The organism is Calditrichia bacterium (assembly GCA_020634975.1).
Lineage (GTDB): Bacteria > Calditrichota > Calditrichia > RBG-13-44-9 > J075 > JACKAQ01.
In genome coordinates, this window is record JACKAQ010000003.1 from 260,306 (window position 1) to 286,109 (window position 25,804).

Genomic DNA, 25,804 nt, shown 5'->3' on the forward strand with positions numbered 1-25,804 from the left:
ATCATACAACAATATTTAGTGCTTTGGTGCAGTGCATAACTTTTCTCAATACAAATTGCACATCGAACCAATTTTCCGTAAAATTGAACGCAATTAAATCGGTGATCGCCGGGATTTTTCGTCTCGCTCACCATCAAATTTGACAACCAATCTTAATAAATGTATGCCGGGGTTTTTAACATGCCAGAACCACAAGTGACGCTCGAAATTGCCAAACAACACGGGTTGACCGCCGAAGAATATGAAAAAATCAAAAAAATAATGGGGCGGAACCCGAACATCACCGAAATCGGGATTTTTTCGGTGATGTGGAGCGAGCACTGTTCCTATAAAAATTCGATTGCGGAGTTGAAAAAACTCCCGCGTTCCGGCGGCAGACTGCTCGTTGGCGCCGGTGAAGAAAATGCCGGATTGGTGGATATCGGCGGCGATTTGGCAGTCTGTTTCAAAATTGAGAGCCACAACCACCCTTCCGCGGTGGAGCCGTATCAGGGTGCAGCCACCGGTGTCGGCGGAATTATGCGCGACATTTTTACGATGGGCGCCCGCCCGATTGCCGCGTTGAATTCGTTGCGATTTGGCAAACTGGATAAATCGCGCAACCGTTTTCTGTTTGATGGCGTGGTTCGCGGGATTGCCGATTACGGCAACTGCCTCGGCGTTCCGACCGTCGCGGGCGAAGTGTATTTCGAAAGCTGTTACGATGGCAATCCACTCGTCAACGCGATGACAGTTGGTATCGTGAAAAAGGATCAAACCGCATCGGCGATTGCCAAGGGCGAGGGAAATCCGGTATTTATCATCGGATCGCGAACCGGACGAGACGGGATTCACGGTGCAACGTTCGCATCGGAGGAACTCTCGGAAGACTCCGAAGACAAACGCCCGAACGTGCAAGTTGGCGATCCGTTTGCCGAAAAATTGTTGCTGGAAGCCACTTTGGAAATGATCCAGGCGGGTGTGCTGGTCGGCATTCAGGATATGGGCGCTGCGGGCATCACTTGCTCCACAACAGAGATGAGCGCCAAAGGCGAATGCGGTATGGTGATCGATCTCGATAAAGTGCCAATCCGCGAAAAGGGCATGTCCGCATATGAAATTTTACTGTCCGAATCGCAGGAACGCATGTTGGCGTGCGTCATCAAAGGTAAAGAAAAACAAGCACTTGCGATCTGTGAAAAATGGGATCTGATCTGCGCAGAAATCGGATATGTGACCGACGAGCCACGGTTGAAAATCAGCCATCACGGCAAACTGGTTGCTGATGTTCCGCCGCAGGATTGCGTGTTGGGCGGCGGCGCGCCGGTGTATCACCGGGAATATCAGCGTCCGAAATATCTCAATCAGGTTCAACAATTTGATATAAATTCACTCGATCCGGTCAACAATCTCGGTGACGCATTTTTAAAGGTCTTTGGCTCCGGCAACATCGTTTCCAAACGCTGGGTGTACGAACAATACGATACAATGGTGCAAACCAACACCGCTGTTTTCCCCGGCGGCGATGCTGCGGTTGTGCGCATCAAAGGCACGAACAAAGCGCTGGCAGCAAAAACCGATTGCAACGGGCGATATGTCTATCTCAATCCGCGAAAAGGCGGGCAAATTGCCGTTGCCGAAGCCGCACGAAATGTTGCCGCAACCGGCGGCGAACCGCTGGCGATCACCAATTGCCTCAATTTTGGCAATCCCTACAAACCGGAAATGTTCTATTTATTCCGCGAAGCCGTTGCCGGAATGGGCGAGGCTTGCCGCGTTTTTGATACGCCGGTAACCGGCGGGAACGTAAGCTTTTACAACGAATCGCCGGAAAGCGCGGTTTACCCCACACCGACCATCGGAATGGTGGGATTGATCGAAGATGTTTCCCAAATCATGACCGCATATTTCCGCGAAGCGGGTGATTTGATTTACCTCATCGGCGAAACCAAACCGGAGATCGGCGGCAGCGAATTTTTGAAAGAAGTTTTTGGAAAAGTAACCGGCGATTGCCCGGATGTCGATCTGAATCTCGAACACAAAACCTACCAGATTGTGCTGCAATCCATCCGCAGCGGCTGGCTGAACTCGGCGCACGACATTGCCGATGGCGGTTTTGCGGTTGCGCTGGCAGAGTGCTGCATCGCCAATCGCGAAAATCAAATGGGTGCGCAAGTATCTGTAAATTATAAAAATATGCGTCCGGAATTTTTCCTGTTCAGCGAAACGCAGGCGCGATTTTTGGTGAGCGTCAAACCGGGTTTCCAAAAAGATTTCGAAGATTATGTGCATTCGCTGGGGATTGAATTATCGCTGCTCGGCACGGTTGGCGGCGATCGTCTGCAAATCAACAACGATCTCGATTTTTCGCTCAGTGAGTTGGATGCGGTGTATTTCGAGACAATCGGGAAAGTAATGGAAGAATAAAAATGCCAAAATCGATTTGTGTTTTTTGCGCGTCCAGCAACAATATTAATGAAATTTATATCGAAAATGCCCGGCAGGTTGGCGAAACCATTGCCAAACGCGGTGATACGCTGATTTACGGCGGCGGCAGCGTTGGGTTGATGGGCGTTGTTGCCCGGGCAGTGCATGCGCACGGCGGCAAAGTTGTGGGGGTTATTCCCGAGGTGCTCAACAAAGTGGAAGTGGCGTATGAGCTGTCTGACGAGTTGGTTGTTACCCGCGACATGCGCGAACGCAAAGCGATAATGGATGACCGCAGCGATGCGGTAATTACGCTTCCCGGCGGGTTTGGCACATTGGAAGAATTGATCGAAATGATTACCCACAAACAATTGCTGTATCACGATAAACCGATTGTGCTGATGAACATCAACGGATTTTACAATCCGCTGGCTGAGCTGTTCGACCATTTTTTCCGGGAAAATTTTGCCCGCGACCAATATCGCGGCATCTACCATCTCGCCGATACGGTTGCTGATGCGTTCGAATATATCGACGCATATCCGGTCAACAATCGGAAGTGAAAACAGCAACATTCAGCAACAAATGATCATACCTTTATTTGCACCTGAGCATACACCTGCGTAACTTTTTACTATTTCCGGCGTTAAAAAAATCGACAGTCAAAAATGCGTTTTAAAGGCATCAATCAAACAAACGAGATTTTCAATTATTGCCAATGGGTAAATTCAGACCACCATTTTCTACACTGCTAATTTGCTGTTTTTTATGGAATTGGGCAACTGCTCAGGAGCCGATGCGAATTGAGCAGTTCAACAGCAGCCAGGGGCTTTACCAGCGGCACATCACAACAATTTATCAGGATCAGAGCCGCTTTTTATGGGTGGGCACATCCGATGGCTTATGCCGTTACGACGGCTATCAATTCGAAACCTATCGGTTCGATCCGTTGGATGCGACGTCCATATCCGGCAATTATATTCAACAAATCACAGAAGATCGTTTCGGGAAATTGTGGATCACAACCAGCGGTGGCGGCATCAACCGGTTCGATCCGGCAAGCCAATCGTTTCATCATTTTCACAATGTGGACAGCGATTCGTTCAGCTTGAGCAACGACGATGTGACAGCAGTTTTTGAGGATAGCCAAGGGCAATTGTGGATCGGCACCAACGGCGGCGGTCTGAACTGGTTTGATCCGGCGACGGAGCGATTTCACCAAATCAAATATAACCCGACCGATGCGAACAGCCTGAGCAGCAATTTCGTGAGTGCGTTTTGCGAAGATACGCTGGGCAATCTATGGATCGGCACCAGTGGCGGCGGTTTGAACCGGCTCCCCTCCGGCACCAATTTGGATCAGCCAAATAATCTAAAATTTGAACGCTTTTACGCGCAGGGTGCCATTTACCCGGCAGCAGTGTATCGAACCATTTTTGAGAAAATTCGCCAAAACAGCTACCTCGCGGCAATTCAACGTCCCGAACCCGGACAGGAGCAGCTCGATTTTTTTAACGTGGAGCAACCCACAACAGCATTGATCGTTTCTACCGGAAACAGCGGTCCGTTTGGGATGAGCGATTACGGCTGGCTGGAAAACGCGGACGAAGAAGTCATTTGGGAAATGGACGAACGCCAGTCCACATTTTTGAGCGGGCAAACCAAAAGCCGTATTCAGGCACAGGTAATTACTTTACAATCAGGCACTTACCGGCTTCGCTATCGTTCCGGAAACAACGGTTTTCTCCCGGAAACTTTCGACGAGCGGCGGCTGTGGGGCATCCAGCTTTTTGCGCTGGATAGCGAACAAATTGCCCCGATGAAAAAACAGCTCAGCGAGCGGATTTTGAGCAACGGTTTGCCGCACAATTGGGTTACCGCGCTATCGCTGGATGAAACCGGGAATTTGTGGATCGGCACTGCCAACGGCGTCGCAAAACTGGTTTCGGGGAATACTGAAGGGCAACATTTCCACTCGTTTAACCCATTGAATTTTGGGCTTGGCAACCGGGATGATTTGCACATCTCCCGGCTGGCTGCGGCGCATTTCGCCGGAAAAAACGGTGTTTGGGTTCATGCAAATGAACAACAATTGTATTTTATCGATGCCGCCGGTGATGATATTTTACCCATCGAACCGCCCGTTTCCGGGGATAAAATGTCACCGGTGATCTCCACTTTCCGGCAGGAAAAAAATCAGAAACTGTGGATCGGCACCACAAATAAAGGCTTGTTTTGCCTGAATTTACAAAAATTTTCACCAGCCGATCCGAACGGCAAAACGCTTTTGTTCGAACATTTTGGATCGGATCAGCAATTGCAGCACTCACTCAGCGACGATCACGTTACCCAGTTGTATCAGGATCATGCAGGCATTTTGTGGATCGGGCTGGCGCAGGGCGGATTGAACAAGTTGAATCGCACCCGGCAGCCATTTGTGCACATTCGCCACATCGCAGAAAAGGAGCAAAGCCTGAGCAATCCGGTGGTCACGGCAATTATGGAAGATCGCGACGAGCGCATCTGGATTGGCACTTACGGCGGCGGTATCAATATTCTAACCCGCGATGGCGCAGCGTCCGGCGGTTTCCGGTTTTCTCATTTGCGCAGCGGAAAAAACGGGCTCGCCAGCGATTTTATCACCAGTTTATTTCAGGATCAGTCCGGAAATATTTGGGTGGGCACCCACGGCGCCGGGTTGGCGCAACTCCGCGAGACAGACGACGGGCAGATTTCATTTTTGCACTATCGCTTCAACCCGCTCAAAAGCAACAGCATTTCCGGCGATTTTGTGAATACCATTTACGAAGATCAGTATGGGCAGCTGTGGATTGGCACCAATTCCGGGCTGAATCAGCTGGACCGGCTCACCCGACGGTTCACCCGCTATCGCCACAATGCGAACGATCCGTTTAGCCTCAGCGACAACGAAATTTGGGCCATTTACGAAGATTCCTACAGCCAGGGGCGCTCGCTGTGGATCGGCACCCGCAACGGCGGCATCAACAAATTTGATCGCCAAAATTACAGCTTTATTCGCTACAACCGCGAGTTCGACAATCCGCACAGCCTCAACAATCCGGCAGTGCTATCCATTTACGAAGACTCCGCCGGTCGCCTTTGGTTCGGCACATACAGCGGCGGGCTGAACCGTTTTGATCACGAAACGCAGCAATTCACTTTTTTTACCGAACGCGACGGATTGGCAAATAATATGATTTTCGGGATTCTGGAAGATCGCGAAAACAATTTGTGGCTGAGCACCAACAAAGGTATCACCAAATTTTCGCCGCAGCGAAAATCTTTCCAGAATTTTGATGCGAATGACGGGTTGCAGGCCGACGAATTTCGCGCCGGCGCCTATTACCAAACCCGTCGCGGCGAGATGCTTTTTGGCGGGATTAACGGTGTGAGCATGTTTTATCCGGACAGCGTTCGGATGAATCCGCATCTGCCGGGGATGCAGTTTACCCAATTCACGGTGATGGGTGAGGATCAGACAACCATTCTGAACCAGGCTGCCGCAAGCGATGAACCTATCGAATTGAGTTATCAGCAAGATATTGTTTCTTTTGAATTTGCGGCGCTCGATTTCAACAATCCAGCCAAAAACAGATACGCATACAAACTGGAAGGATTGCACGATGACTGGATCGACAACGGCAACCGGCGGTTTGTCAGCTTCCCGAATTTGCCTTCCGGCTCGTATGTGTTGCGCGTAAAAGGCAGCAACAACGATGGCGTGTGGAACGAAAGCGGCATCTCCGTAAAACTGATCGTGACGCCGCCATTTTGGCAACGGTGGTGGTTTATCGCATTGGCAATTATATTTGCCGGTGCCGTCACTCTGGCGATAACCAACTGGCGTATTCGCCAAAAAATTAACCGACTGCAGGAAAACGAACAGGTTCGTCAGCAAGAAAATGAGCGGGTTCGCGCCAAAGCTGCCCACGATTTTCATGATGAGTTGGGGCACAAACTCACCAAAATCACGCTGTTTAGCGAAATCCTGAAACGGCAAATGAACGGCGCCGCACCGGAAGTGCTCGATTATCTCAACCGCATCGGCGATACCGCAAAAGGGCTCACCGGCGGCATGCGCGATTTTATCTGGACACTCGATCCCGAAAAAGATTCGCTGTACGAAGTCATTGTGCGGCTAAAAGATTTTGGCGATGAGTTGTTCGACAAAACGGGCATCAGTTTCCGGATGGAAGGATTGAGCGACAGCCTGCAAGATGTGCGCATGTCCACCGATTGGCGGCGCCACCTCACCCTTATTTTTAAAGAAGCGATGAACAACGCGCTGAAACATGCCCAATGCCAAAATGTGGTGCTGCGGGTGCGGTTTTCGGAGGGCGTTTTATTGATCACGTTGCTGGACGATGGACGGGGTATACCCGAACTTTCCGGAAATGGTGTGAGTGAGCCCGGTGAAAAAAGTGGTTTATCCGCAACAAGTAATCGCGGTAACGGATTGAGAAATATGAACATACGGGCAAAAAAAATTCACGGGAAAATACAAATTCTCGCCAACAAACCGAGCGGGATGTGCATCGAGTTCGCGGCAAAAATGCCCTAAAATGGGAATTGTTTCCGGCAATTAATTGTCGTTTATTGAGAGAAGAAAAACAAAAGTTGTGCTTTTAACAGAGGTTTTGCAAATGATAACGGTTTCAATAGTAGAAGATGACGTGGATATTCGCGAAAGTTTGGCGTTGCTGATCAACGGAACGCCGGGGTTCAGTTGCAACGGCACTTACGAATCCTGCGAAAAAGGCATCAAAGGAATTATGAAAGATCCGCCGGATGTTGCATTAATGGACATCGGCTTGCCGGGAATGACAGGCATCGAAGGCATTCGCATTTTGAAAGAAAAATTGCCAGATTTAGACATTTTGGTGCTGACCATTCAGAGCGAAAGCGACACCGTTTTCGATGCGCTGTGTGCCGGTGCCTGCGGCTATTTGATGAAAGATACGCCTCCCGCGCAGCTGTTGGACGCCATTCAGGAAAGCTACGATGGCGGTGCACCGATGAGCACCCGGATTGCCCGGCTCGTGGTAAAATCGTTCCAGATTGAGCAGCAAACATTGCTCACCACCCGCGAAACTGAAGTGCTGACCCATTTGTGCAAAGGCAAAAGCTACAAAATGATTGCAGACGATTTATTTATCAGCGAAGAGACCGTGCGGCGGCACATCAAAAACATTTATCGCAAGCTGGAAGTGCATTCCAAATCCGAGGCAGTTGCCAAAGCATTTAAAGAACGGCTGGTCAATTTATAAAAAAAGGGAAGTCACATCATCGCGACTTCCCCGTATTTTTCAATAGAAAACGGTGTTATTTACTTTCTGCATCATTGTTACTGTCCCACTTCACATCGCTCACCATTTTATCAATCATTTGTTCAATCGCCCACAGTTCAACCGGTCCGGCGCTCGCGTAATTCATGATTCGCTTTTTGCTGCCATCTTTCATCACAACGGTGGTGTAAACGGTTGGCATGTCGGTTACGTCGATCGAATACCTGTCTTCAAAATCCATAAACTTTGATTTTACAATGAGTTCAGTCAATTTATTAAATCCCCACAAATTGACAGTTCCGCTGTGTGTTCCAGTCATTTTCACATGCGATTTGCCTTCATAAACCACGCTGCCGTCATTTTTCAGTACAACCGAATACACAGGGCAGGTGCCGTAACAAGCGGTTCGTTCCAAATGGATTTCTGAAATTCCGGGATCGATTGTTGGTCCGCCGAGTGCGCCGCCCATCCATTTGCCACCCGGTTTCGCGTCTCTCCCGCTTTCGCCGGATGCCGCCGGTTTTCCCGCCGTATGGGATTGCCACAACACATTCACAATCATCCACTTGCCATCAAATTTTGCCAGTTGTAAATAATCGATGCCCCAAAAAGCGGTCAGTTTTGCGCTGGCGGTTTGATCCAGAACATCGTATATCTCTATCGATTTGGGCGCATCATCCGGGATCATTCCTTTTTTGTTGTAAGTTTTGGACAACTCAACCAGTTGCTCAAAGGTCATTTTAGCTTCTTTGTAAGTGCCATCTTTTTGATAAAACCCGCGTTTTGCCAAATCGGGATGAACACTTTTTTTGATGCGATCCGGTTGCATGTTGTAAACGCCTTCAACATAATCCAGCACTGCTTGGCGAACGTTTTTCTGTCCGGAAACATCCTGTGCGTTTGCATTGAAAATTCCTGCTACAGCCAACCCCATTATTAAAAACACCATATTTTTCATCATTTTTTCCTCAATTGTTTACTATTTCAATGTCATTAAGTCGGCTCGATGTTTCACTCTTTCGCAGACAGAAGTTGATCAGACGCTGCAATCCCGCTTCGAATAAATCTTTGTAATTGCTTAATTTGAGACTGTTCATCTTTATCCGTCGGAAATTTGTCCGCCGTTAAAACGGCGCCAACCCATCCTTTCGTATGCCAAAACCCATTACCGGTAAGTGATGGCAAAAGTTCCGTATTTTCGGGATATGGCCAGGGTGAGATATAAAAATATGGCAAAGGGTAATTAGCATCGCCGGGAGAAAGCCCCACTCCGATAGTTTTCACCTGCTCAGGGGAAGCGTTGGGATTGAGCGTGATTAATAAAGCAATATCAAAATGATGCGGCCAACAGCGCACCTCAGAGGCACCCGGATGATGGGTGTTAATTTCGGAGATCAGCAAATGGGCGTTGCCCCAATATTTTCCCAATTCCGTTGTCTCTGCCAAAATGTCGTCGGAGAACGGTGCACCACCGTCCACCGCATGCGGTTCAATTTCATAATGCATTTTCCGGCTAAATTGGTCAGGGTGATATCCGCTCACATTCAGTGATTGTTTCACCCAATTTTCAGCTTGCACCATTGTTTTTCCGGACAGTGTGAAAGCATCAGTTACGTCACCCGCTGCCGAAATTTTCAACAAAGCAAACTTAGTAGGGCTGATTCCAAATTTGCACTGTTCACCACCTTGCAGCATCCTTCCGACCAATGCGGAATGTTGTATCTCCCAACACATATTTGTGTGACTATCGTCGGGCTGATGTGTCAAATAGCACTTCCCTACTGCGGCGATAAACTGCGACGCAAAATGGAGTTGGCGTCGTGCATCCGCTAATTTTCCGGCAATTTCGATATCCCAGTTTTGCCAAGAATTAAAGCCAATATTATTTATCATATTAATTTCTCCATTTTGTGATGGCGGTTCAACCAAAGCTCACAATTGCATAACTTGAAATTGTTCGATCAACCATTACGAATCGCCAGTTCAACCTTTTTCAAATAAAGATGTGATCTTCTTCAAGAATTATTTTCCGAAAAAGGGTATATTCAAGCTATAAGTACACTCACATGGATGTCACCGGGAATACATTTTCTGAAATCGTTTAAGTTTTAAATCAACTTTTCGAAATAGCGTCGAACTTTTCGACATTAATACCGAAATAGTTAGCAAAAGTTCAACACAGTTGATTATCAATAGATCCGCTTTTGTCGCTTAAACCGTTATATTTTCTGCAGATAAGCCCTTTGTTTCTGCAAGAAATCCAGAATCTAAGAGCATGGCACAGGTTTTGCTTAATAAGTAGATAGGTTAAACGAGGAGAACCTGGCGATGCAATCTTCCGAATATTTAAAACTGATTCTCGATTTTCGCGAGCAGAAATCAAAAGAGTTAAAGCGGCTTATTTCGTATTCTGAAGCAATTGCGCTTTGGCTATCAGAAAGTGTACTTCCTCAAAGTGAAACAAGCAGGAAGCAAGTATTCACCCGATACATTGGTTAATAGGAGTTTTTTATGATACAGACAAAGGATGAATTTTATTACTCTCAGCTGGAAGCCATCCAAAATTTTTACAATATGCTGCGTGAAACAGATAAAGTAGATGTTTCATTGACAGAAGCTATTATCACATGGTTTACCGATGGATATGCGGAAGAATTTCGTGAGGATTATCTTAGGGATCATCCCTACGTCATCCAAAATTAACCCGTTTTATACGTTGCGTTTGCCGGAAAGCTGAACGACCAAATTCCGTTGGCGAGGGCGGTTATCAAAATCGATAAGTGTAACCTGCTGCCAGGTTCCCAAACATAACCGCTTGTTTATAAATGGGATAAGTAACGTCGGTTTCAGCAGTGCAGCCCTCACATGTGCATAACCATTTCCATCGTGCCAACGCTCGTTGTGGTGATAACGAGCGTTTTCAGGAAACAACATTTCGAACTTTTCCTTTAAATCTTTTATTAATCCGCTTTCGAATTCAATCGTTGTCAACCCGGCGGTTGAGCCCGGCACAAACACCAGAATACTGCCTTCTTCGAAATCACTATTGTCTAAAATTCCCTGCAATTCGGCTGTAATATCGATGATATCTGTAAAACCCTTTGTCTGGAGCGCCAGGCTTTTGGTTTGCAGATCAATCATTCTTTTTACCCAGAATTTTTTCGAGATTGTATTTCGAGCCGGTGGGTACGTCCTGGCAGATAAATTCGTATCCTTTTACCATCATCAGTTTTAGCTGCCGGATATCTGTTTCATCGAGAAATAAGTACGGTAAAAACTCCCGTTTTCCTTCGCTGTAATGAATTCCGCCGATGTTGATTTTTTTGAGTTTAAGTCCATTTTCAACCATTTGCAATACATCCTCAACGGATTCAACCAAAACCAGCGCCAATCGATCTTTTTCCTCAAAGGTATTGATGAATGCCAATGTATCAGAAATATTCAGCACTTGCGTATCCAAATCGCCTGCGGCCATTGTCATCATTTCTTTTTCCCAATCATTGCTGACGATTTCATTGTTGCCAACAACAATCTGTTTGAAATTGTAGTAGCTAACCCATCCAACCAAAACCTGCCCGTGAATCAGCCGGTCATCGATTCGTAGAATTAGTGACTTCATTGTCAATCCTTTGCTTACGTTCTAATTTATTGGCAGGGTAAAAATAAAGGAAACGCCTCCGGAAACATTATTTTCGGCGCGAATTGTTCCACCGTGCGCTTTAATAATTATCTTACAAATATATAATCCCAATCCGTATCCTTTTTGCTCCTCAGCACTTTGGTTAACGCGGAACGATTTCCGGAAAATACTTTTGAGATTTTCTTCCGGGATGCCGCCGCCATTATCGGTAACCCGCACTTCCAGCACACGTTCGGACGAACGATGAATATTGATATTGATCGATGATTTTGGTGGACAATATTTGATAGCATTTTGAATCAAGTTTGTAAAAATACGCTGAATTTGATAGCCATCGCCATTTACCGTCGGCAGCCCGGCTTCGATAGTTTTGGTGATTTTTTGTTGCTTTTGATCGGTTTGAATCCACAAACTCAACAACGCTTGATCGAGAACTTCGGCAATTGAAAACGGCGCTTTATCGATCGAAAACGCATATTGCTCCGTTTTGTAAATTTCGTTGATATCCTCCATCATATCCAAAACCTGATCGCCGAGAATCATGGATTTTTCCAGAAAATTTTTCTGTCCCTCGTTAAGCACACCGAAGGATTGGTTCATCAATAGCTCGATGTAAGCCATCAGGCTGTGCAGCGGCGAGCGAACATCGTGGATGAGCATCGCAGCCAGTTCTACCCGCGATTTCCGGCGAATCAAAAATTCATTCAAATTAAGCAACAGTGAAATTAATGGCACATTTTCATCATCACAGCGATACACATAATGACTTTCGGACGGTATATTTTCCGGCAAGTTTCCGGTGTGGATGACAATCGTTTTGACACCGGTTCGATTTAAAAATTCAAAAAACACGTCGTACGGAAAATTATTTTCCCGGTTATCGATAAAACAAAGATCCGGCGTTGTCGCTTTTTCGAATACAGATAAATCCGGTGTCGATTGGCTCAGTGTCCGAAAACCATTCTGTTCCAGGATTTCAGCATACCGAATCCTGAACTCCAGCAAAGGTGAAACCAATAATGCTAAATGATTTTGTTTCATATACTTACAAACCTATCGACCGATAAATTTTGCTGCACGTTTTTCTAAAAATGCGCGCGTGCCTTCTTTCATATCCTCAGTTTCACATACTTTGCTAAAACATTCGGCTTCAATATTTAATGCTGTTCCGAGCGGTTGTCCGGCTCCGTGATAAGCTGCGGACAAAATGTAACCCGCGGCCAACGGCGCTTTTTGAGCTAATTTGGTTGCCAAAGATTTTACATTTTCCAATAAATCCGCCGGTTCGACAACAGCATTTACCAACCCGATTTGCAGTGCCGTTTGCGCATCAACCATATCGCCGGAAAGCATCATCTGCAATGCGCGTCCCATTCCAACCAATCGCGGCAGGCGCTGCGTTCCGCCGTATCCGGGGATAATTCCCAAATTAATTTCCGGTAACCCGAAACGGGCTTTTGCAGAGGCAATACGGATATGGCAGGCCAATGCCAACTCACAACCGCCACCCAATGCAAAGCCATTAACGGCGGCAATCACCGGTTTACGCATTTGCTCAATTGCTGTAAAAATCTGTTGTCCGTGTTGGGCAAACTGGTGGGCGGATTTACCGTCCATTTCCGAAATCTGGCTGATATCCGCTCCGGCGACAAATGCTTTTTCTCCGGAACCGGTGATGATCACACATCCAATTTCGCTGCTTGATGAATATTGCGACACAACATCCGACAGCTCGTCCAATGTTTGTTGATTCAATGCGTTCAGTTTATCCGGACGGTTAATTTGAATAATCCCGACCGATGCATCAGTTTCGGCAATAATATTCTGGTATGCCAACATACACCTCCATTAGTGTTCAGCATAACTTGTTTTAGCTAAAAAATTGTAATGAACAGAACGAATAACTTACATATATTAGAACCGATATGCAACCGGATTAACGCAATGCCGATTGTGATTGTGACAGTTTTCCTACCGTCATTCTCATGCATTCTCTCACCAAATGCAACTCCAACATTCTTCCGAAAAATCAAAATTTTCTATTTTTGTTGATTTCGCTTCTGCAACTCATTATATTTTTGGCGCTCTAAAAACAGGACTGCTAATTATAAAACTTAAATTCAGTTAAATTAACAACTTACTAAAAAAGGAGATTCGCTATGAAAGTTAGACCATTAGCTGATCGCGTTCTCATCAAGCCGTTGGAAGAAGAAGAAAAAACTTCCGGTGGCATTATTCTCCCCGACAGTGCAAAAGAAAAGCCGATGCGGGGTCGGGTTATTGCTGTAGGTAACGGCAAAGTGGATGAAAACGGCAAACGCCATCCGCTGGATGTAAAAGCAGAAGATGTTGTGCTGTATGGCAAATATTCCGGCACCGATGTTAAAGTTGACGGTGAAGAATATCTGATCATGCGGGAAAGCGACATTTTGGCAATCGTTGAGTAATTTACTCAGCGAGCCGGATACGTATTAAATAATGAACAATAAACAATAGGAGATACATACCTATGGCGAAGCAAATTGAATATAGCTCCGACGCCCGTACCCGCCTCAGAAAAGGTGTGGATAAACTGGCTGATGCTGTAAAAGTTACCCTTGGACCGCAGGGTCGCAACGTGGTTATCGAGAAAAAATTTGGTGCTCCCACAGTAACCAAAGACGGTGTAACCGTTGCAAAAGAAATTGAACTGGAAGATGCAGTTGAAAACATGGGTGCACAAATGGTTCGCGAAGTTGCCTCCAAAACCAGCGACGACGCCGGTGACGGAACCACCACAGCAACCGTTTTGGCACAAGCCATTTACACCGAAGGTTTGAAAAACGTAACCGCCGGTGCAAACCCGACCGAAATCAAACGCGGTATTGAAGAAGCTGTAAAAGTGATTGTTGCCGAATTGCAATCCATCAGCCGCCCGATCGAAGGCAAAAAAGAAATTGCCCAGGTTGGCGCTATTTCCGCAAACAACGACATGACCATTGGCGATCTGATTGCAGAAGCAATGGACAAAGTTGGCAAAGATGGCGTTATTACCGTTGAAGAAGCCAAATCGACCGAAACCAACCTGGAAGTTGTGGAAGGTATGCAGTTCGATCGCGGCTATCTCTCCCCCTATTTTGTAACCGATCCGGAAAACATGGAAGCCGTGCTGGAAGACGGTTTGATCCTGATCCACGACAAAAAAATATCCAACATGAAAGATCTTCTGCCGATCCTCGAAAAAGTTGCCCAAACCGGCAAACCACTTCTGTTGATCTCTGAAGATATCGAAGGCGAAGCTTTGGCAACACTGGTTGTCAACAAACTGCGCGGCACCCTGAAAGTTGCTGCTGTTAAAGCACCGGGCTTTGGCGATCGCCGCAAAGCAATGCTGGAAGATATTGCCGTCCTCACCGGCGGTCGTGTGATCAGCGAAGAAACCGGTTTCAAACTGGATAGCGCAGTACTCTCCGATTTGGGTAGAGCAAAACGCATTGTTATCGACAAAGACAACACCACAATTGTTGAAGGTGCCGGCAAAGGCGATGACATCAAAGGCCGTGTTAACCAAATCCGCAAACAAATTGAAAACACCAGTTCCGATTACGATCGCGAAAAACTGCAGGAACGTCTGGCAAAATTGGCTGGCGGTGTCGCAGTGCTGAAAATTGGTGCAGCTACCGAAATCGAAATGAAAGAGAAAAAAGCCCGTGTTGAAGATGCGCTGCATGCAACCCGCGCTGCCGTAGAAGAAGGCATCGTTGCCGGCGGTGGTGTAGCTGTGCTTCGCGCGTTGCCCTCGCTCGACAAACTCTCTTTCGACGACGACCGTCAGATTGGTGTAAACATCATGAAACGTTCGCTCGAAGAACCCATTCGCCAGATCGTTCGCAATGCCGGTTTGGAAGGCGCAGTGATCGTTCAGAAAGTGAAAGAAGGCAGCAAAAACTTCGGTTTCAACGCAGCTACCGAAGCTTTTGAAGAAGATATGATCAAATCCGGTATCATCGACCCGACCAAAGTAACCCGCACGGCAGTAGAAAACGCCAGCTCGGTTGCCGGTTTGTTGCTGATGACCGAAGCCGTAATTTCCGATATTCCTGAAAAAGAAGAACCCATGCCCGGTGGCGGTGCTCCCGGAATGGGTGGAATGGGCGGAATGGGCGGCATGTACTAAACGCCTGTTTTTCCAACCGTTGCAACTTGAGAGGCTCCCCTGCGGAGCCTCTTTTTTTTGTACCGGCTGAGCACATCCTGTAACCAATTCCGGTTTCAATCGTATCTCGAAATGAGCTGCGAAAATACTTGAAAATTTCTTCGCATAAGCTTAAACTGTTCAAAACCCGGATGGAAAATGACAAACACGCTCGGAAAAATTCTGATAGTTGATGATGACGAAGATGTGCTCATTTCTGCAAAATTGCTGCTGAAAAAGCACAGCAATCTTGTGCACACCGAAAATGATCCAACCCAAATACCCACTCTGCTCAAAAATGAACAATATGACGTTATTCTGCTGGATATGAATTTTAGTGGTGACCAAACCAGCGGCAGCGAGGGCTTTTTTTGGCTGAACCGTATTTTAACCATCGAACCATCCGCGGTGGTTATTTTATTTACTGCCTATGGTGATGTAAATTTGGCTGTACGTGCGATAAAAGAAGGCGCAACCGATTTTGTAATGAAACCGTGGGAAAACGAAAAATTGCTGGCGACCCTTTCGGCCGCATCGCGGCTGAGCTCATCGCAGCAGCAAATTCGCGAATTGCGCCATCGCCAAACCGAGCTGCAGAACGAAACCAATCGCCCGTTCGGCGAAATTGTCGGGCAGTGTGCTGCCATGCAACGGGTTTTCTCGACCATCCAAAAAGTGGCAAAAACAGACGCCAATGTGCTGGTGCTGGGCGAAAACGGCACCGGAAAAGAGCTGGTCGCGCGGGCGCTGCATCGCCAATCGCAACGCAGTAACGAGGTTTTTATCAGCGTGGATATGGGCGCCATCACCGAAACGCTGTTCGAAAGCGAGCTGTTCGGTCACACCAAAGGCGCATTCACCGGTGCAAAAGAAGACCGCGCCGGACGCTTCGAAATCGCGAATAGCGGCACTTTATTTCTCGATGAAATTGGCAATCTGTCGCTGCCGCTGCAGGCGAAGCTCCTCACCGCAATCCAAAAGCGGCAAGTTACCCGGGTCGGTTCGAACAAATATCGCGATGTCGATATTCGCCTGATTTGCGCAACCAACATGCCCATTCACGAAATGGTTGCCCAACGGGAATTCCGGCAGGATTTGCTCTATCGCATCAACACAGTGGAGATTCACCTTCCGCCCCTGCGCGATCGCACAGAAGATATCCCTTTGCTGATCGAACATTTCCTGAAAATTTACGGCAAAAAATATGGCAAACCCGAATCGCGACTCAGCCAGGCGACGCTCAATAAATTGCAGAAATACCATTGGCCGGGGAATATCCGCGAACTTCAGCATGCGCTGGAGCGCGCAGTTATCCTCAGTGATAACAATGTGTTACAACCCGGTGATTTCTTTTTCAACGCGGAATTTTCAGATGAAGATGAACTGGCGCTGGATTCCTACAATCTGGAAGATGTGGAAAAACTGGTCATCCGAAAAGCCATCACCAAACATGCCGGAAACATCAGCAAAGCAGCGCGGGAGCTGGGATTAACACGGGCATCACTGTACCGGCGACTGGAAAAATATGGTTTATAAACGATTTCGCTGGGTAATAATCGCACGGATTTTGTTCCTCTCCGCGCTTATTTTTCTGCTCAACTATTTGCTGCTGGAAACTGAATATATTGCCGCGGTGATCATCATCGCGGGGTTAATTATTTACAATATTTTCATGCTGGTTCATTATGTCGAAAAAACAAATCGTGATCTCGCGCGGTTTCTCGACGCCGTAAAATACTCCGATTTTTCCCAAACATTTATGCTCACCGGGCTCGGTTCCTCATTTAACGAATTGAAAACCGCATTTAACGATGTCATCGCCAAGTTTCAGCAAGCACGCGCAGAAAAAGAGGAGAGCTTCCGTTATCTGCAAACGGTGGTTCAACACGTTGGCATCGGGTTGCTCGCATACGACGATAACGGTGAAATTAACCTGCTCAACTCCGCCGCCAAACGCTTGCTGGAAGTAACCCATCTCAAAAATATTTCCCAATTGGAACGACGCAGCGTTGCATTGGTAAACACATTGAAATCACTGGAAACCGGACAGCGCAGCCTGATCAAACTTCACCGGTCCGGTGAAGAAATGCAACTCGCCATCTACACCACTGAATTTTTGATGCAGAGTGAGCGATTTCGGCTGGTTTCCATCCAGAATATCGGCTCGGAACTCGCGGAAACGGAAATGGAAGCATGGCAAAAATTGATCCGGGTGCTCACCCACGAGATCATGAATTCCGTTACGCCGCTATCATCGCTGGCGGCTTCTGCCAACGAACTGCTGCGCGATAGCATCACCGAAACCAACGCACCGGAAGCTGCATTTGAAGATATTCAAATTGCCCTCACAACCATCGAACGGCGCAGCCAGGGATTGCTCAAATTTGTCAATGCGTACCGAAATCTCACCAAAATACCCAAACCGAACTTTCAGGCAGTGAAATTGGGTGAATTGCTGGAGCAATTGTATGTGCTGATTGTAGGGCAGATGGCTGAGGAAGGCATTTCGCTGGAAGTAAATGTGCGTCCCTCAAGTTTGGAAATTACTGCCGATCCGGAATTGATCGAACAAATTTTGATCAACCTGCTGACCAACGCACAACACGCGGTAATCGGGAGAGAAAACCCACAAATACAATTATTAGGCAAGATGGACGAAAGAGGGCATCCACTGATTGAGGTAGCGGATAATGGAAAAGGAATGTCCCGGGAATTGCAGTCGAAAATTTTCATCCCGTTTTTTACCACAAAATCCGGCGGATCGGGCATCGGGTTGAGCCTTTCGCGGCAGATTATGCGGCTGCACAACGGCACGCTCACAGTCAAATCCGTTGAAGGCGAAGGCACGGTTTTCACCCTCAGGTTTTAATTTCACCGCATCACAAAATGTCACGCATTTTCAGGATTTCATTCCGGCGGGAAAGCTGGTCGGCGGCGCTGTTCCGGCGCAATTCTTCATCGAGAATCTGGAAAATTTCAGCGCGTGTAAAGCGCATTTCGTAGCGTTGTTTGTTTTCACCGATACCAACCGTTCGCGTTTCGATCAGCTTTTGGCTCACCAATTTTTCAATCCGCTGGTGCAGCGTCATAAATGTTTGGGAATGTTCCGGTTCACTTTCATTGTAGCGATCGTAATATTCCGTCGCGCTCAGCCCCGGTTTCTCCCAAATAATGTTCATCAGTTCAACATCTGTTTCATCAAATGAAATAGCTGGCGTGCCTTTTATCGCGTTGTAACCGGCTTTTGTGCCGTAATACATCAGCACAACCATTGGCATAATGGGCACCATGCCGCCGTAATTGCCATACTCGCGTTTTACGTTATCGTGATCGCGAACTTCGTCGGCGTAGTGAAATTTGTATGCGGTGCTGTTCTGAAAATCGAGGAAAACGCGCTGTTGATTATTTTGGGATTCGGCGGAATGTAACAAATCATCGAAAGTGGTGTGCGGTCCGACAGGCAATCCGGGTGACAGCAAAACCGACATGCTGTTCAACTGCGGCTGTTGCAATCCCAATGATTGAGTCGTGGAAATTTGGGTGCTGTCCGGCGCGTTTGTCAAAACTCTTTGACCGGTTTTGAGTCTGGCAGAATCCGGTTTGGTTGTGGCCGGTTGCGCCTGCAGCGCAGAAATACAAACGATCATAATCGTCATTGCAAATTTGAAACATCCAGCCATAACCATCACCCCATGGTTTAGAGATCCGTCGATAAGCGGAAACGCATGATGCGATTATTACCTGTATCTGCAATAAAAACAACCTGTTGCTCAAGAAATGGTAGCACGGCAATGCCCTTTGGATTTTTGAACTGTGCATCTCCCACACCTTCACCGAGCACAGATTGTTGCATCGTTCCCTGTTGTGAGAAACGATAGAAACCCGGTTCTGTTCCCGACCCACCGGCATCCACTGCAAAGATAAATCCGTTGCGATCCAACGCTACATCTTCGAGGTTCGCCCGGTTATCGATGCTATACATGTCCTGCCCAATCAATCCGGTGTTGGGTGTCAAAACAACATCGCCTTCGCGAATGGCGGTGGTTACATGTTGCAATTTGAAATTGTTCGGCGCCAATTGAGCAGTGCGACCAATATGCACAAAATAAAACGCCGGCGACACTTCGTTGGTGGAAGAAATATCCAGCCAGCGTTCGCGAATGGACACAATTGCTGTCGGCACAATTGCGGAATACAATCCGGTTCCGTTCACGTTCAGCGGCAGCGGCCCCTTCAGCGTGTGGTTCGGGTTGAAATCGTAAATGAAGCTAAATTCTTTAAAAACAGTGCTGGAATCTGCAACATCCAAAACGGTCACATAATATTCAAATCCGTTGTACACCGAAATTCCGGTAAATTGGCGAGTGGGTCGGCTGGTTTGTTCGAACACTTTTTCGACCGGCGCATTCCCGATCTGGTGATTCACTCCAACAAGATCAATTTTGTAAACGGCGTTGGTTTTGTTCACGATCAGCAGTTGCAAACTGTCGTTTTGAGTGATGGCTTCCGGCTGTGGAATCGGTTGGGAAATCCCCTGAATTGTGCCGCCGAGATCCATCATCACAATACGGTCGTTGCCGGTATCGCAGATATACAAAAAGTTATCCGCACCCAGATAAATGTCCGCCGGTTCGCTAAAATTGTATCCGTTTGCCGCGTCCAACGGCGGATTGAGCTGCACATAAACGGCTCTACCGATATTTCCACCATCATCATCCGACGGCACGGTGGGCAACGGCGTTTTTTCGTGACCGCATGCTGCCAGTAAAACGGTGATTAAAATGATAAAAGTGCTGTTAAAAATCCTGCTCATTCAACAATCCTCGTTGCTCTCTATCGATAATTTTTTGGCATCTAAGTTAAGTTAAAACAATAATTGAACGGCAAGCCGGTTCACTTCGCCAAGCCGCCCGAAATTGGTGTAGGCATAATCCAGCCGGAAATCCGCCATGGTAATCGGAAAATGCAATCCGACGCCCAGCGAAAAACTTTCCTCAACCTGCGCAGTTTTGTAGCCGCTCCGAAATGCCAGGGTTTCTTTCCACCAGTATTCCATTCCCAGGTTGACATTTTCCGCGTTGTCATTCGGGTGATTGAGCTGAATTGATCCGGTAACCCGGTGGTTTTCGCGATCCATCAGTTCACCGGCAATGCCGATGCGAAAAACAGTTGGCGGTGCAAACGATTGATATTCGGTAATTTCCGTTTGCTCATTGTTCAAATTTGTATTCAGCGATGTGCCTGTTGGCGCCATATCATTGCCAAAATTGGAAACTGACACCGCAAACCGGGTCGATTTCCAACCGGTTTTGTAATAGGTTCCCAAATCGAACAGCACCGCACGCATCGTTAAATCGGCGATGGTTTCATGCATAAATTTGACAGACAAACCAAAGCTAAACTGATCCGTCATGTTGCGAGCGTAGGTTAGCCCGAGTAAAAAATCCCCGAAGCTGAACATCCGCCCGGTGCCGAAAGGCTGCAATTCCGTAGTTTCCACCATATCTTCGGTGTGCAGGTAAGTGATCGCCGCACCAATCGAGTTCGACTGATTGATGTGATAAACCGCTCCAACGTACTCCATTTTCACATCCACTACCCATTGTGTGTGGGAGAAAAACACCGCGTTTTTGTCGAAAAGGGCAATTCCTGCAGGATTCCAATACAGCGATTCGATATCGTCCGCAACTGCAACATACGATTCGCCCATACCAACAGATCGGGCACCGACACCGATTTTCAGAAACTGCGCTGTGGAAATCCCGACGCGTTGTCCGCCAAGATTTGGAAATAATTGTGCCCACATCAATTGCGGGATGATCAAAATAATAAAAGCCAAAATTCGCATGTATAACGCCCAATTTGGGTTAACGATTATTTTTTGTGCACCATATAAATAGATTTAATTGTCAGATCGGGATTTTTGCATCTGCAGAAATCCAGCTATTTTTTATCAAAATTTCATAAATAAGCCCATTCGGATATTCCGTGGCGTCCGCCAGCGCGAAGGATCGGACGGAAACGGTGACGAAATCGGGTAAAACACATCCGGATAGCGGGGATCATTCCAGCCTTCCGGAACGTCATCGCCAAATTCGTAAGCGTTGCCGGTAACCGGATTGATGATCGTCGGGTTTTGATCGTTAAACAAATTTTTGACTTCGAGCGTCAACCCGTATTCCATCCCGGCGATGCCAAAATATTTGGTAAAACTCAGGTCTGCCCATTTCCAGTGTTTGCCGATCTGGCTGAAAAATTCGGTCTGGTCGGTGGTGGATTGGTAAATCGGGCGACCGTCATTCGGGCGAATCTGAACAAATTCAACCGGCGTATACCGGCGTCCGGATTGCGCAAACCAGCGGAAATTCATCTGCCAGTCACTCGGTAATTTTAACCCGAACATGTTCGGATTATCCCCTTTGGGCACGTTGATCGAAAGGTTTGCAGAGAGTTGCCACGGTCTGTCCCAACGGGCGAAAACCTCTTTGATAGGCTGCTCATCCAACAGGTTTTGAGCAAGCAGCAAACCGTCATCGGATGACGAGGATTTTGTGGTGATGATCGAGTAACTGCCGTTAAAGCTTCCGGAAAAATATTTGGCAAAACGGGTGCGATACTCGATTTCCATTCCGCGACCGCGGGCGTAATCCAGATTGATGTAAGTAATCCCGTCAATTCCCCGGCGCACCTGCGGCACAGACACGGTTTGGATGTAATCAAAAATATCGTTGTAATACGCGTTCACGCTGATCACATCGTCGTTCGTCAATTTGTAGCGCAAGCCAAGTTCATATTTTACACTGGTTTCCGGGTCGAGCGTCGGGTTGCCGAATCGCTGGAAAGACGATTTGAAACGCGATTCACCGAGCTTTGCATAAACAAATTGCGGGCGCGGTAATTTGGAAAAATGACCGTAGTTGAAATACAACATCATATTATTGGAAACCGGGTGCGAAACGCCCAAACGCGGCATCAACCGGGCTTTGAAACGGTTGCCAAACACGCTGAATGTTTCATCCAGATATTGCTCCTGCAATCCTTCGGTAAAGCTGGAATTATCGCCGAGCACTGCGCGGTCGACAAATGCGCCGGGCATCCACCAATCCAGTCGCGTGCCGATGTCCAGATAGAATCCTTTAAATTTGATATCATCCTGAATGTAAAATGCACCGTCCGCCGGATGAACCCGGTAAATATCCTGGCTGGAACCAAAACCGCCTTCCACATACGGATCAGCAATGTCGATCAACTGCATTTCTTTGAATGCGCCTTCAAAACCGGCCTTGACGGTGTGAATATCATTTACAACGCTGGTGATGTCGCCTTTCAGCGTGAACCAGTCCACATAGTGATCGTGCCAGGTGAAATCGTTGCCGTAATCGTAAAATCCGTCACCGGGAATCACCCGAACTTTATCCGGATCGTTTCCGGGATTAAAATAGGTAACAGGCAGTCGCGTCACATCCACCGGCTGCAAATATTCCGACCAGTGGCGTCCGTCCCAATCCGCACGGAGCTGTGCGTAATAACGGCTCAACCGCAGTTCGTAAAACGTTTTGTTATTCAGCGTATGTTGCCAAGTTAGCGAGCTTTGCTCGTTGTCATGGGTAAATGTGTTAAAATTGTCCAGGTTTTTGGAAAAATCGTATGGGAATCCAGGTGTCGGCTCCACATACTCCAGGTTGGTTTGGAGCGATTGGGTATTCTGATTAATCGATAGCGACCGATTGTAGGAATACGTCAGCGTGTATTTCGGCGCGATTTTCCAGGTCAGTTTGAACAATGCAGACCAACTGTTGTTCTGTCGCGGCGCAAAAGTTGTTTCGTCGGTCAGCTCCGAGCCGAATAGCGAAATTTTCGGCGCGATGGATGAGCGCAATTGCGTTGCTGTTGCCCGGGTGTAATCATCCGAAAGATAGGTGTAAACATTGAGAAAAAAATACATTTTACCGGGAATATCCACATTAATCCACGGCAGCATTTTGCTAGAAATCGGTTCCGCTCCGCTAAAATTAAACTCGTAATGATCGGTGTTAAAGCTGAACGATTCGTTTTTAAACATACCAAGATGATCTGATTTATACGATAAATAACCTTCGTATTTATCACCGCCGGTTTTGGTTTTCACATTTACGATACCGGAAGTCGCCTGCCCGTATTCAGCTTTGAAACCGCCGGTGATCACCTCAACTTCTGAAATAGCGTTGGCGCTGATGTTCAGCCCGTAACCGGTGCCGGAAAGCGGATCCTGAACGGAAATACCGTCCAGCAAATATTGCGCTTCGTAGGTTCTACCGCCGCGAATATGGATTTCGTTGTCCTGCTCCACAACACCAACCTGCTGACTGACCAGTTGCAGCGCGTCATTGGCGATGGTTTTATCGATGTCCTCTGCCGTCATGTTGCGAACGGTGCTCGTTTCTTCCAGATCCAGCAACGGCTTTTCGCCGATCACTTCCACTTCCTGCCCCAACGCCAGCGGCGAAGATTCCAGCGCAACGTTGATCGTCACCGATTCGTTTGCGACAACCTGAACACTGGTTTTCTGCACCACTTTGTAGCCGATGTAACTGATTTCCAGCGTGTAATCGCCGGGCGCAACATCGCTAATCAAATAGAAGCCGTCGCCATCTGTTGTTGCACCGTAATAAGTGCCTTTCACCAGCACGTTAACACCGATGAGCACTTCGCCATTTTCGCGATCGGTCACGATGCCGCGAATCGATCCGGTTTGTTGGGCAAATGCCATTGCGCTGCTCAAACAGATGAAAAATAGCAATATCATTTTTTTCATTCGAAAAACTCCTGCACCCGGTTCTTCCGGGTTAATCAACTGATTTTATTTGTGTTATCTCAAAACACATCCATCAAAATAATCTCGAACAATTCATCGAGATTGCCATTTCCCTGCAGAAAATGGAGCGGTGTTCCGGAAAAAACGAAATCGAAATCACCGGTGTTGTCGTTTCTGCCGAGGATCACGAACAACGGGTCTGTGGTGATGGCCGGATCATCGTAGCGATACATCGGCACCGCGCCGGGCGATGCTTTCAGCGCAAACGCGCCACCCAAAATGAAAGTGGATACTTTCAAATCCGGTAACGGCTGCAGCGTCGGAAACTCGGTTGCAAATGCGGGATCGGGATAAAAATTCTGATTCGTTGCGATAAAATTGTATCGGGTGCCGAGCGTATCCACCGGCGCAAAAGCCAGCGGTTCGCCCTGCGTTCCGAATGCGCTGTTGAACTGCACCGCATAAATGATTTTTCCACCGTTCTGGCGGAATTCCGGGATGGCGGATTGGGCGTAAATAAAGTGCGGATCACTATTTTGGATGATATCCGTATACCAAATGATCCGGTCGAACAGCTTCAGCGTTTCGGTGAACTGGCGCGGCGATGCCGGAAATTGCGCTTCGATGTTCCAATAGGTGTAATCTTCGCCGATCGTTGGCAGCAAATTGTTCAACAATCCGCGATAATAGGCATCGGGGCGACCGCTGGCAGCGCTTTCAACAGCGTAATCGTCGATCAGCAGATAGCTGCCGCGCGGTAATTTGACATACCATGTATTGACCACTTCTTCCGGCATGCGAATTTCCTGGCTGCGGGCACCGGCAATGTCCACGGCGCGGAGCCAGAGAACATGTTCGCCCTCTGTTAGTCCGTCTGCGGCTTTCAAATCTACGCTTCGGGCATCGCCCGGCAGTTGAATCCAGTTGCTGGTATCGTCCAACGCATATTCAATAAATTCAATAGTTTCGTCGCCATCTGGATCGGCGGCAGACCAGGCGAAACTGGCGACTGTCAGCGTCGTATCGGGAATGCGACTGTTCGGTGACCACGCCACCTGCGGGCGGGTATTGGCGATCGGGAATTCCTGAGATGCAGGTGTGGGATCTTCCAGATTCAGGTTATCCACAGCTTTCACTTGCAACACGTAACTGGTATCCGCACCGGTGATTCGCAACGCAAAAGTGCCGGAACGCTCGCTGGTGAACGTCCAGTCATCGGCGGTGGGATTCAGTTCCAGCGTGTAATAAAATCCGGTGATAAAACCGTCCGGATCGCGACCGTCCCAATAAAATGTCTGAACGCTTTGGGTGGTGTTCAGGCTGTCGCCTTTGACAAAAATGGTGGTTTCCGGTGGCTGGTTTGCATTCAGATCGCCGGTAATCTCACTGTCGCAGCGCCAGAACGCCAACGCAATAACCGTTAAAACGATAACAGATTTTAATTTCATATGATTGTTGGTCGTAAAGTTCTGTTCAATAAATGT

At 47.6% G+C, this 25,804-nt stretch carries 20 protein-coding genes; 9 read left to right on the top strand and 11 right to left on the bottom strand.

Features of this window, described 5'->3' with window-relative positions; translation table 11 throughout:
• Positions 1-180 precede the first annotated feature (180 nt).
• The 4 genes from purL to H6629_18735 all read left to right on the top strand — a co-directional run bounded on the left by purL (position 181) and on the right by H6629_18735 (position 7,694).
• A complete protein-coding gene (gene purL, locus H6629_18720) occupies positions 181-2,406 on the top strand; it encodes a phosphoribosylformylglycinamidine synthase subunit PurL (GenBank protein ID MCB9069816.1) in 2,226 nt (741 codons plus the stop codon).
• A gap of 2 nt (positions 2,407-2,408) precedes the next feature.
• Positions 2,409-2,969 carry a TIGR00730 family Rossman fold protein gene (locus H6629_18725; GenBank protein MCB9069817.1) on the top strand — a complete coding sequence of 187 codons (561 nt, stop codon included), beginning with the start codon at positions 2,409-2,411 and terminating at the stop codon, positions 2,967-2,969.
• A gap of 233 nt (positions 2,970-3,202) precedes the next feature.
• A complete protein-coding gene (locus H6629_18730) occupies positions 3,203-6,988 on the top strand; it encodes a hypothetical protein (protein MCB9069818.1) in 3,786 nt (1,261 codons plus the stop codon).
• An 82-nt stretch (positions 6,989-7,070) separates the two neighbouring features.
• Entirely contained in the window at positions 7,071-7,694 is a 624-nt protein-coding gene (locus tag H6629_18735; GenBank protein ID MCB9069819.1) for a response regulator transcription factor, read from the top strand.
• A gap of 55 nt (positions 7,695-7,749) precedes the next feature.
• On the opposite strand, the gene H6629_18740 is transcribed toward H6629_18735, so the two are convergent.
• Both H6629_18740 and H6629_18745 read right to left on the bottom strand, forming a co-directional pair.
• Positions 7,750-8,670 carry a nuclear transport factor 2 family protein gene (locus tag H6629_18740; protein ID MCB9069820.1) on the bottom strand — a complete coding sequence of 307 codons (921 nt, stop codon included), beginning with the start codon at positions 8,668-8,670 and terminating at the stop codon, positions 7,750-7,752.
• 53 nt (positions 8,671-8,723) lie between these two features.
• Positions 8,724-9,641: a hypothetical protein gene (locus H6629_18745; protein ID MCB9069821.1), complete on the bottom strand. Its 918-nt coding sequence runs from the start codon at positions 9,639-9,641 to the stop codon at positions 8,724-8,726.
• 582 nt (positions 9,642-10,223) lie between these two features.
• Here H6629_18745 and H6629_18750 point away from each other — a divergent pair.
• Positions 10,224-10,415: a hypothetical protein gene (locus H6629_18750; GenBank protein MCB9069822.1), complete on the top strand. Its 192-nt coding sequence runs from the start codon at positions 10,224-10,226 to the stop codon at positions 10,413-10,415.
• Between the two features lie 6 nt (positions 10,416-10,421).
• On the opposite strand, the gene H6629_18755 is transcribed toward H6629_18750, so the two are convergent.
• Genes H6629_18755 through H6629_18770 form a run of 4 tightly spaced genes read right to left on the bottom strand, consistent with a single transcriptional unit; the run spans position 10,422 to position 13,188 of the window.
• Positions 10,422-10,853, bottom strand: coding sequence for a YjbQ family protein (locus H6629_18755; GenBank protein MCB9069823.1), 432 nt, complete (start codon positions 10,851-10,853; stop codon positions 10,422-10,424).
• Positions 10,846-11,331: a PTS sugar transporter subunit IIB gene (locus tag H6629_18760; protein ID MCB9069824.1), complete on the bottom strand. Its 486-nt coding sequence runs from the start codon at positions 11,329-11,331 to the stop codon at positions 10,846-10,848. The genes H6629_18755 and H6629_18760 overlap by 8 nt, the downstream gene beginning before the upstream one ends.
• A 21-nt stretch (positions 11,332-11,352) precedes the next feature.
• Positions 11,353-12,393 carry an ATP-binding protein gene (locus H6629_18765; GenBank protein ID MCB9069825.1) on the bottom strand — a complete coding sequence of 347 codons (1,041 nt, stop codon included), beginning with the start codon at positions 12,391-12,393 and terminating at the stop codon, positions 11,353-11,355.
• A 12-nt stretch (positions 12,394-12,405) separates the two neighbouring features.
• The gene (locus H6629_18770; GenBank protein MCB9069826.1) at positions 12,406-13,188 is read right to left on the bottom strand and encodes an enoyl-CoA hydratase/isomerase family protein; all 783 of its coding nucleotides are present in this window, start codon (positions 13,186-13,188) and stop codon (positions 12,406-12,408) included.
• Between the two features lie 323 nt (positions 13,189-13,511).
• On the opposite strand from H6629_18770, the gene groES reads away from it, so the two are divergent.
• The 4 genes from groES to H6629_18790 all read left to right on the top strand — a co-directional run bounded on the left by groES (position 13,512) and on the right by H6629_18790 (position 18,395).
• Complete coding sequence (groES, locus tag H6629_18775; protein MCB9069827.1) at positions 13,512-13,799, top strand: co-chaperone GroES; 288 nt, start codon at positions 13,512-13,514, stop codon at positions 13,797-13,799.
• A 62-nt stretch (positions 13,800-13,861) separates the two neighbouring features.
• Positions 13,862-15,508: a chaperonin GroEL gene (gene groL / locus H6629_18780; protein MCB9069828.1), complete on the top strand. Its 1,647-nt coding sequence runs from the start codon at positions 13,862-13,864 to the stop codon at positions 15,506-15,508.
• 177 nt (positions 15,509-15,685) lie between these two features.
• On the top strand, positions 15,686-17,062 hold the full coding sequence (locus H6629_18785) for a sigma-54-dependent Fis family transcriptional regulator (protein MCB9069829.1): 1,377 nt from the start codon (positions 15,686-15,688) through the stop codon (positions 17,060-17,062).
• Complete coding sequence (locus H6629_18790) at positions 17,052-18,395, top strand: ATP-binding protein (protein ID MCB9069830.1); 1,344 nt, start codon at positions 17,052-17,054, stop codon at positions 18,393-18,395. The genes H6629_18785 and H6629_18790 overlap by 11 nt, the downstream gene beginning before the upstream one ends.
• Before the next feature lie 10 nt (positions 18,396-18,405).
• Here H6629_18790 and H6629_18795 read toward each other — a convergent pair whose 3' ends face one another.
• From H6629_18795 to H6629_18815, 5 genes are all read right to left on the bottom strand, one after another.
• Positions 18,406-19,206 carry a hypothetical protein gene (locus tag H6629_18795; GenBank protein ID MCB9069831.1) on the bottom strand — a complete coding sequence of 267 codons (801 nt, stop codon included), beginning with the start codon at positions 19,204-19,206 and terminating at the stop codon, positions 18,406-18,408.
• A 17-nt stretch (positions 19,207-19,223) separates the two neighbouring features.
• Positions 19,224-20,339 carry a hypothetical protein gene (locus H6629_18800; protein ID MCB9069832.1) on the bottom strand — a complete coding sequence of 372 codons (1,116 nt, stop codon included), beginning with the start codon at positions 20,337-20,339 and terminating at the stop codon, positions 19,224-19,226.
• Positions 20,340-20,390: 51 nt separating this feature from the next.
• A complete protein-coding gene (locus tag H6629_18805; protein ID MCB9069833.1) occupies positions 20,391-21,374 on the bottom strand; it encodes a PorV/PorQ family protein in 984 nt (327 codons plus the stop codon).
• A 105-nt stretch (positions 21,375-21,479) separates the two neighbouring features.
• On the bottom strand, positions 21,480-24,320 hold the full coding sequence (locus tag H6629_18810; GenBank protein ID MCB9069834.1) for a TonB-dependent receptor: 2,841 nt from the start codon (positions 24,318-24,320) through the stop codon (positions 21,480-21,482).
• 59 nt (positions 24,321-24,379) lie between these two features.
• Positions 24,380-25,768: a hypothetical protein gene (locus H6629_18815; GenBank protein MCB9069835.1), complete on the bottom strand. Its 1,389-nt coding sequence runs from the start codon at positions 25,766-25,768 to the stop codon at positions 24,380-24,382.
• Positions 25,769-25,804 lie beyond the last annotated feature (36 nt).

Excerpts from the sequence above, each read along its gene's own strand:
- purL (MCB9069816.1), top strand. The coding sequence starts at position 181 with ATGCCAGAACCACAAGTGACGCTCGAAATTGCCAAACAACACGGGTTG.
- H6629_18725 (MCB9069817.1), top strand. The coding sequence starts at position 2,409 with ATGCCAAAATCGATTTGTGTTTTTTGCGCGTCCAGCAACAATATTAAT.
- H6629_18730 (MCB9069818.1), top strand. The coding sequence starts at position 3,203 with ATGCGAATTGAGCAGTTCAACAGCAGCCAGGGGCTTTACCAGCGGCAC.
- H6629_18735 (MCB9069819.1), top strand. The coding sequence starts at position 7,071 with ATGATAACGGTTTCAATAGTAGAAGATGACGTGGATATTCGCGAAAGT.
- H6629_18740 (MCB9069820.1), bottom strand. The coding sequence starts at position 8,670 with ATGAAAAATATGGTGTTTTTAATAATGGGGTTGGCTGTAGCAGGAATT.
- H6629_18750 (MCB9069822.1), top strand. The coding sequence starts at position 10,224 with ATGATACAGACAAAGGATGAATTTTATTACTCTCAGCTGGAAGCCATC.
- H6629_18755 (MCB9069823.1), bottom strand. The coding sequence starts at position 10,853 with ATGATTGATCTGCAAACCAAAAGCCTGGCGCTCCAGACAAAGGGTTTT.
- H6629_18760 (MCB9069824.1), bottom strand. The coding sequence starts at position 11,331 with ATGAAGTCACTAATTCTACGAATCGATGACCGGCTGATTCACGGGCAG.
- H6629_18765 (MCB9069825.1), bottom strand. The coding sequence starts at position 12,393 with ATGAAACAAAATCATTTAGCATTATTGGTTTCACCTTTGCTGGAGTTC.
- groES (MCB9069827.1), top strand. The coding sequence starts at position 13,512 with ATGAAAGTTAGACCATTAGCTGATCGCGTTCTCATCAAGCCGTTGGAA.
- groL (MCB9069828.1), top strand. The coding sequence starts at position 13,862 with ATGGCGAAGCAAATTGAATATAGCTCCGACGCCCGTACCCGCCTCAGA.
- H6629_18785 (MCB9069829.1), top strand. The coding sequence starts at position 15,686 with ATGACAAACACGCTCGGAAAAATTCTGATAGTTGATGATGACGAAGAT.
- H6629_18790 (MCB9069830.1), top strand. The coding sequence starts at position 17,052 with ATGGTTTATAAACGATTTCGCTGGGTAATAATCGCACGGATTTTGTTC.
- H6629_18795 (MCB9069831.1), bottom strand. The coding sequence starts at position 19,206 with ATGGCTGGATGTTTCAAATTTGCAATGACGATTATGATCGTTTGTATT.
- H6629_18800 (MCB9069832.1), bottom strand. The coding sequence starts at position 20,339 with ATGAGCAGGATTTTTAACAGCACTTTTATCATTTTAATCACCGTTTTA.
- H6629_18805 (MCB9069833.1), bottom strand. The coding sequence starts at position 21,374 with ATGCGAATTTTGGCTTTTATTATTTTGATCATCCCGCAATTGATGTGG.
- H6629_18810 (MCB9069834.1), bottom strand. The coding sequence starts at position 24,320 with ATGAAAAAAATGATATTGCTATTTTTCATCTGTTTGAGCAGCGCAATG.
- H6629_18815 (MCB9069835.1), bottom strand. The coding sequence starts at position 25,768 with ATGAAATTAAAATCTGTTATCGTTTTAACGGTTATTGCGTTGGCGTTC.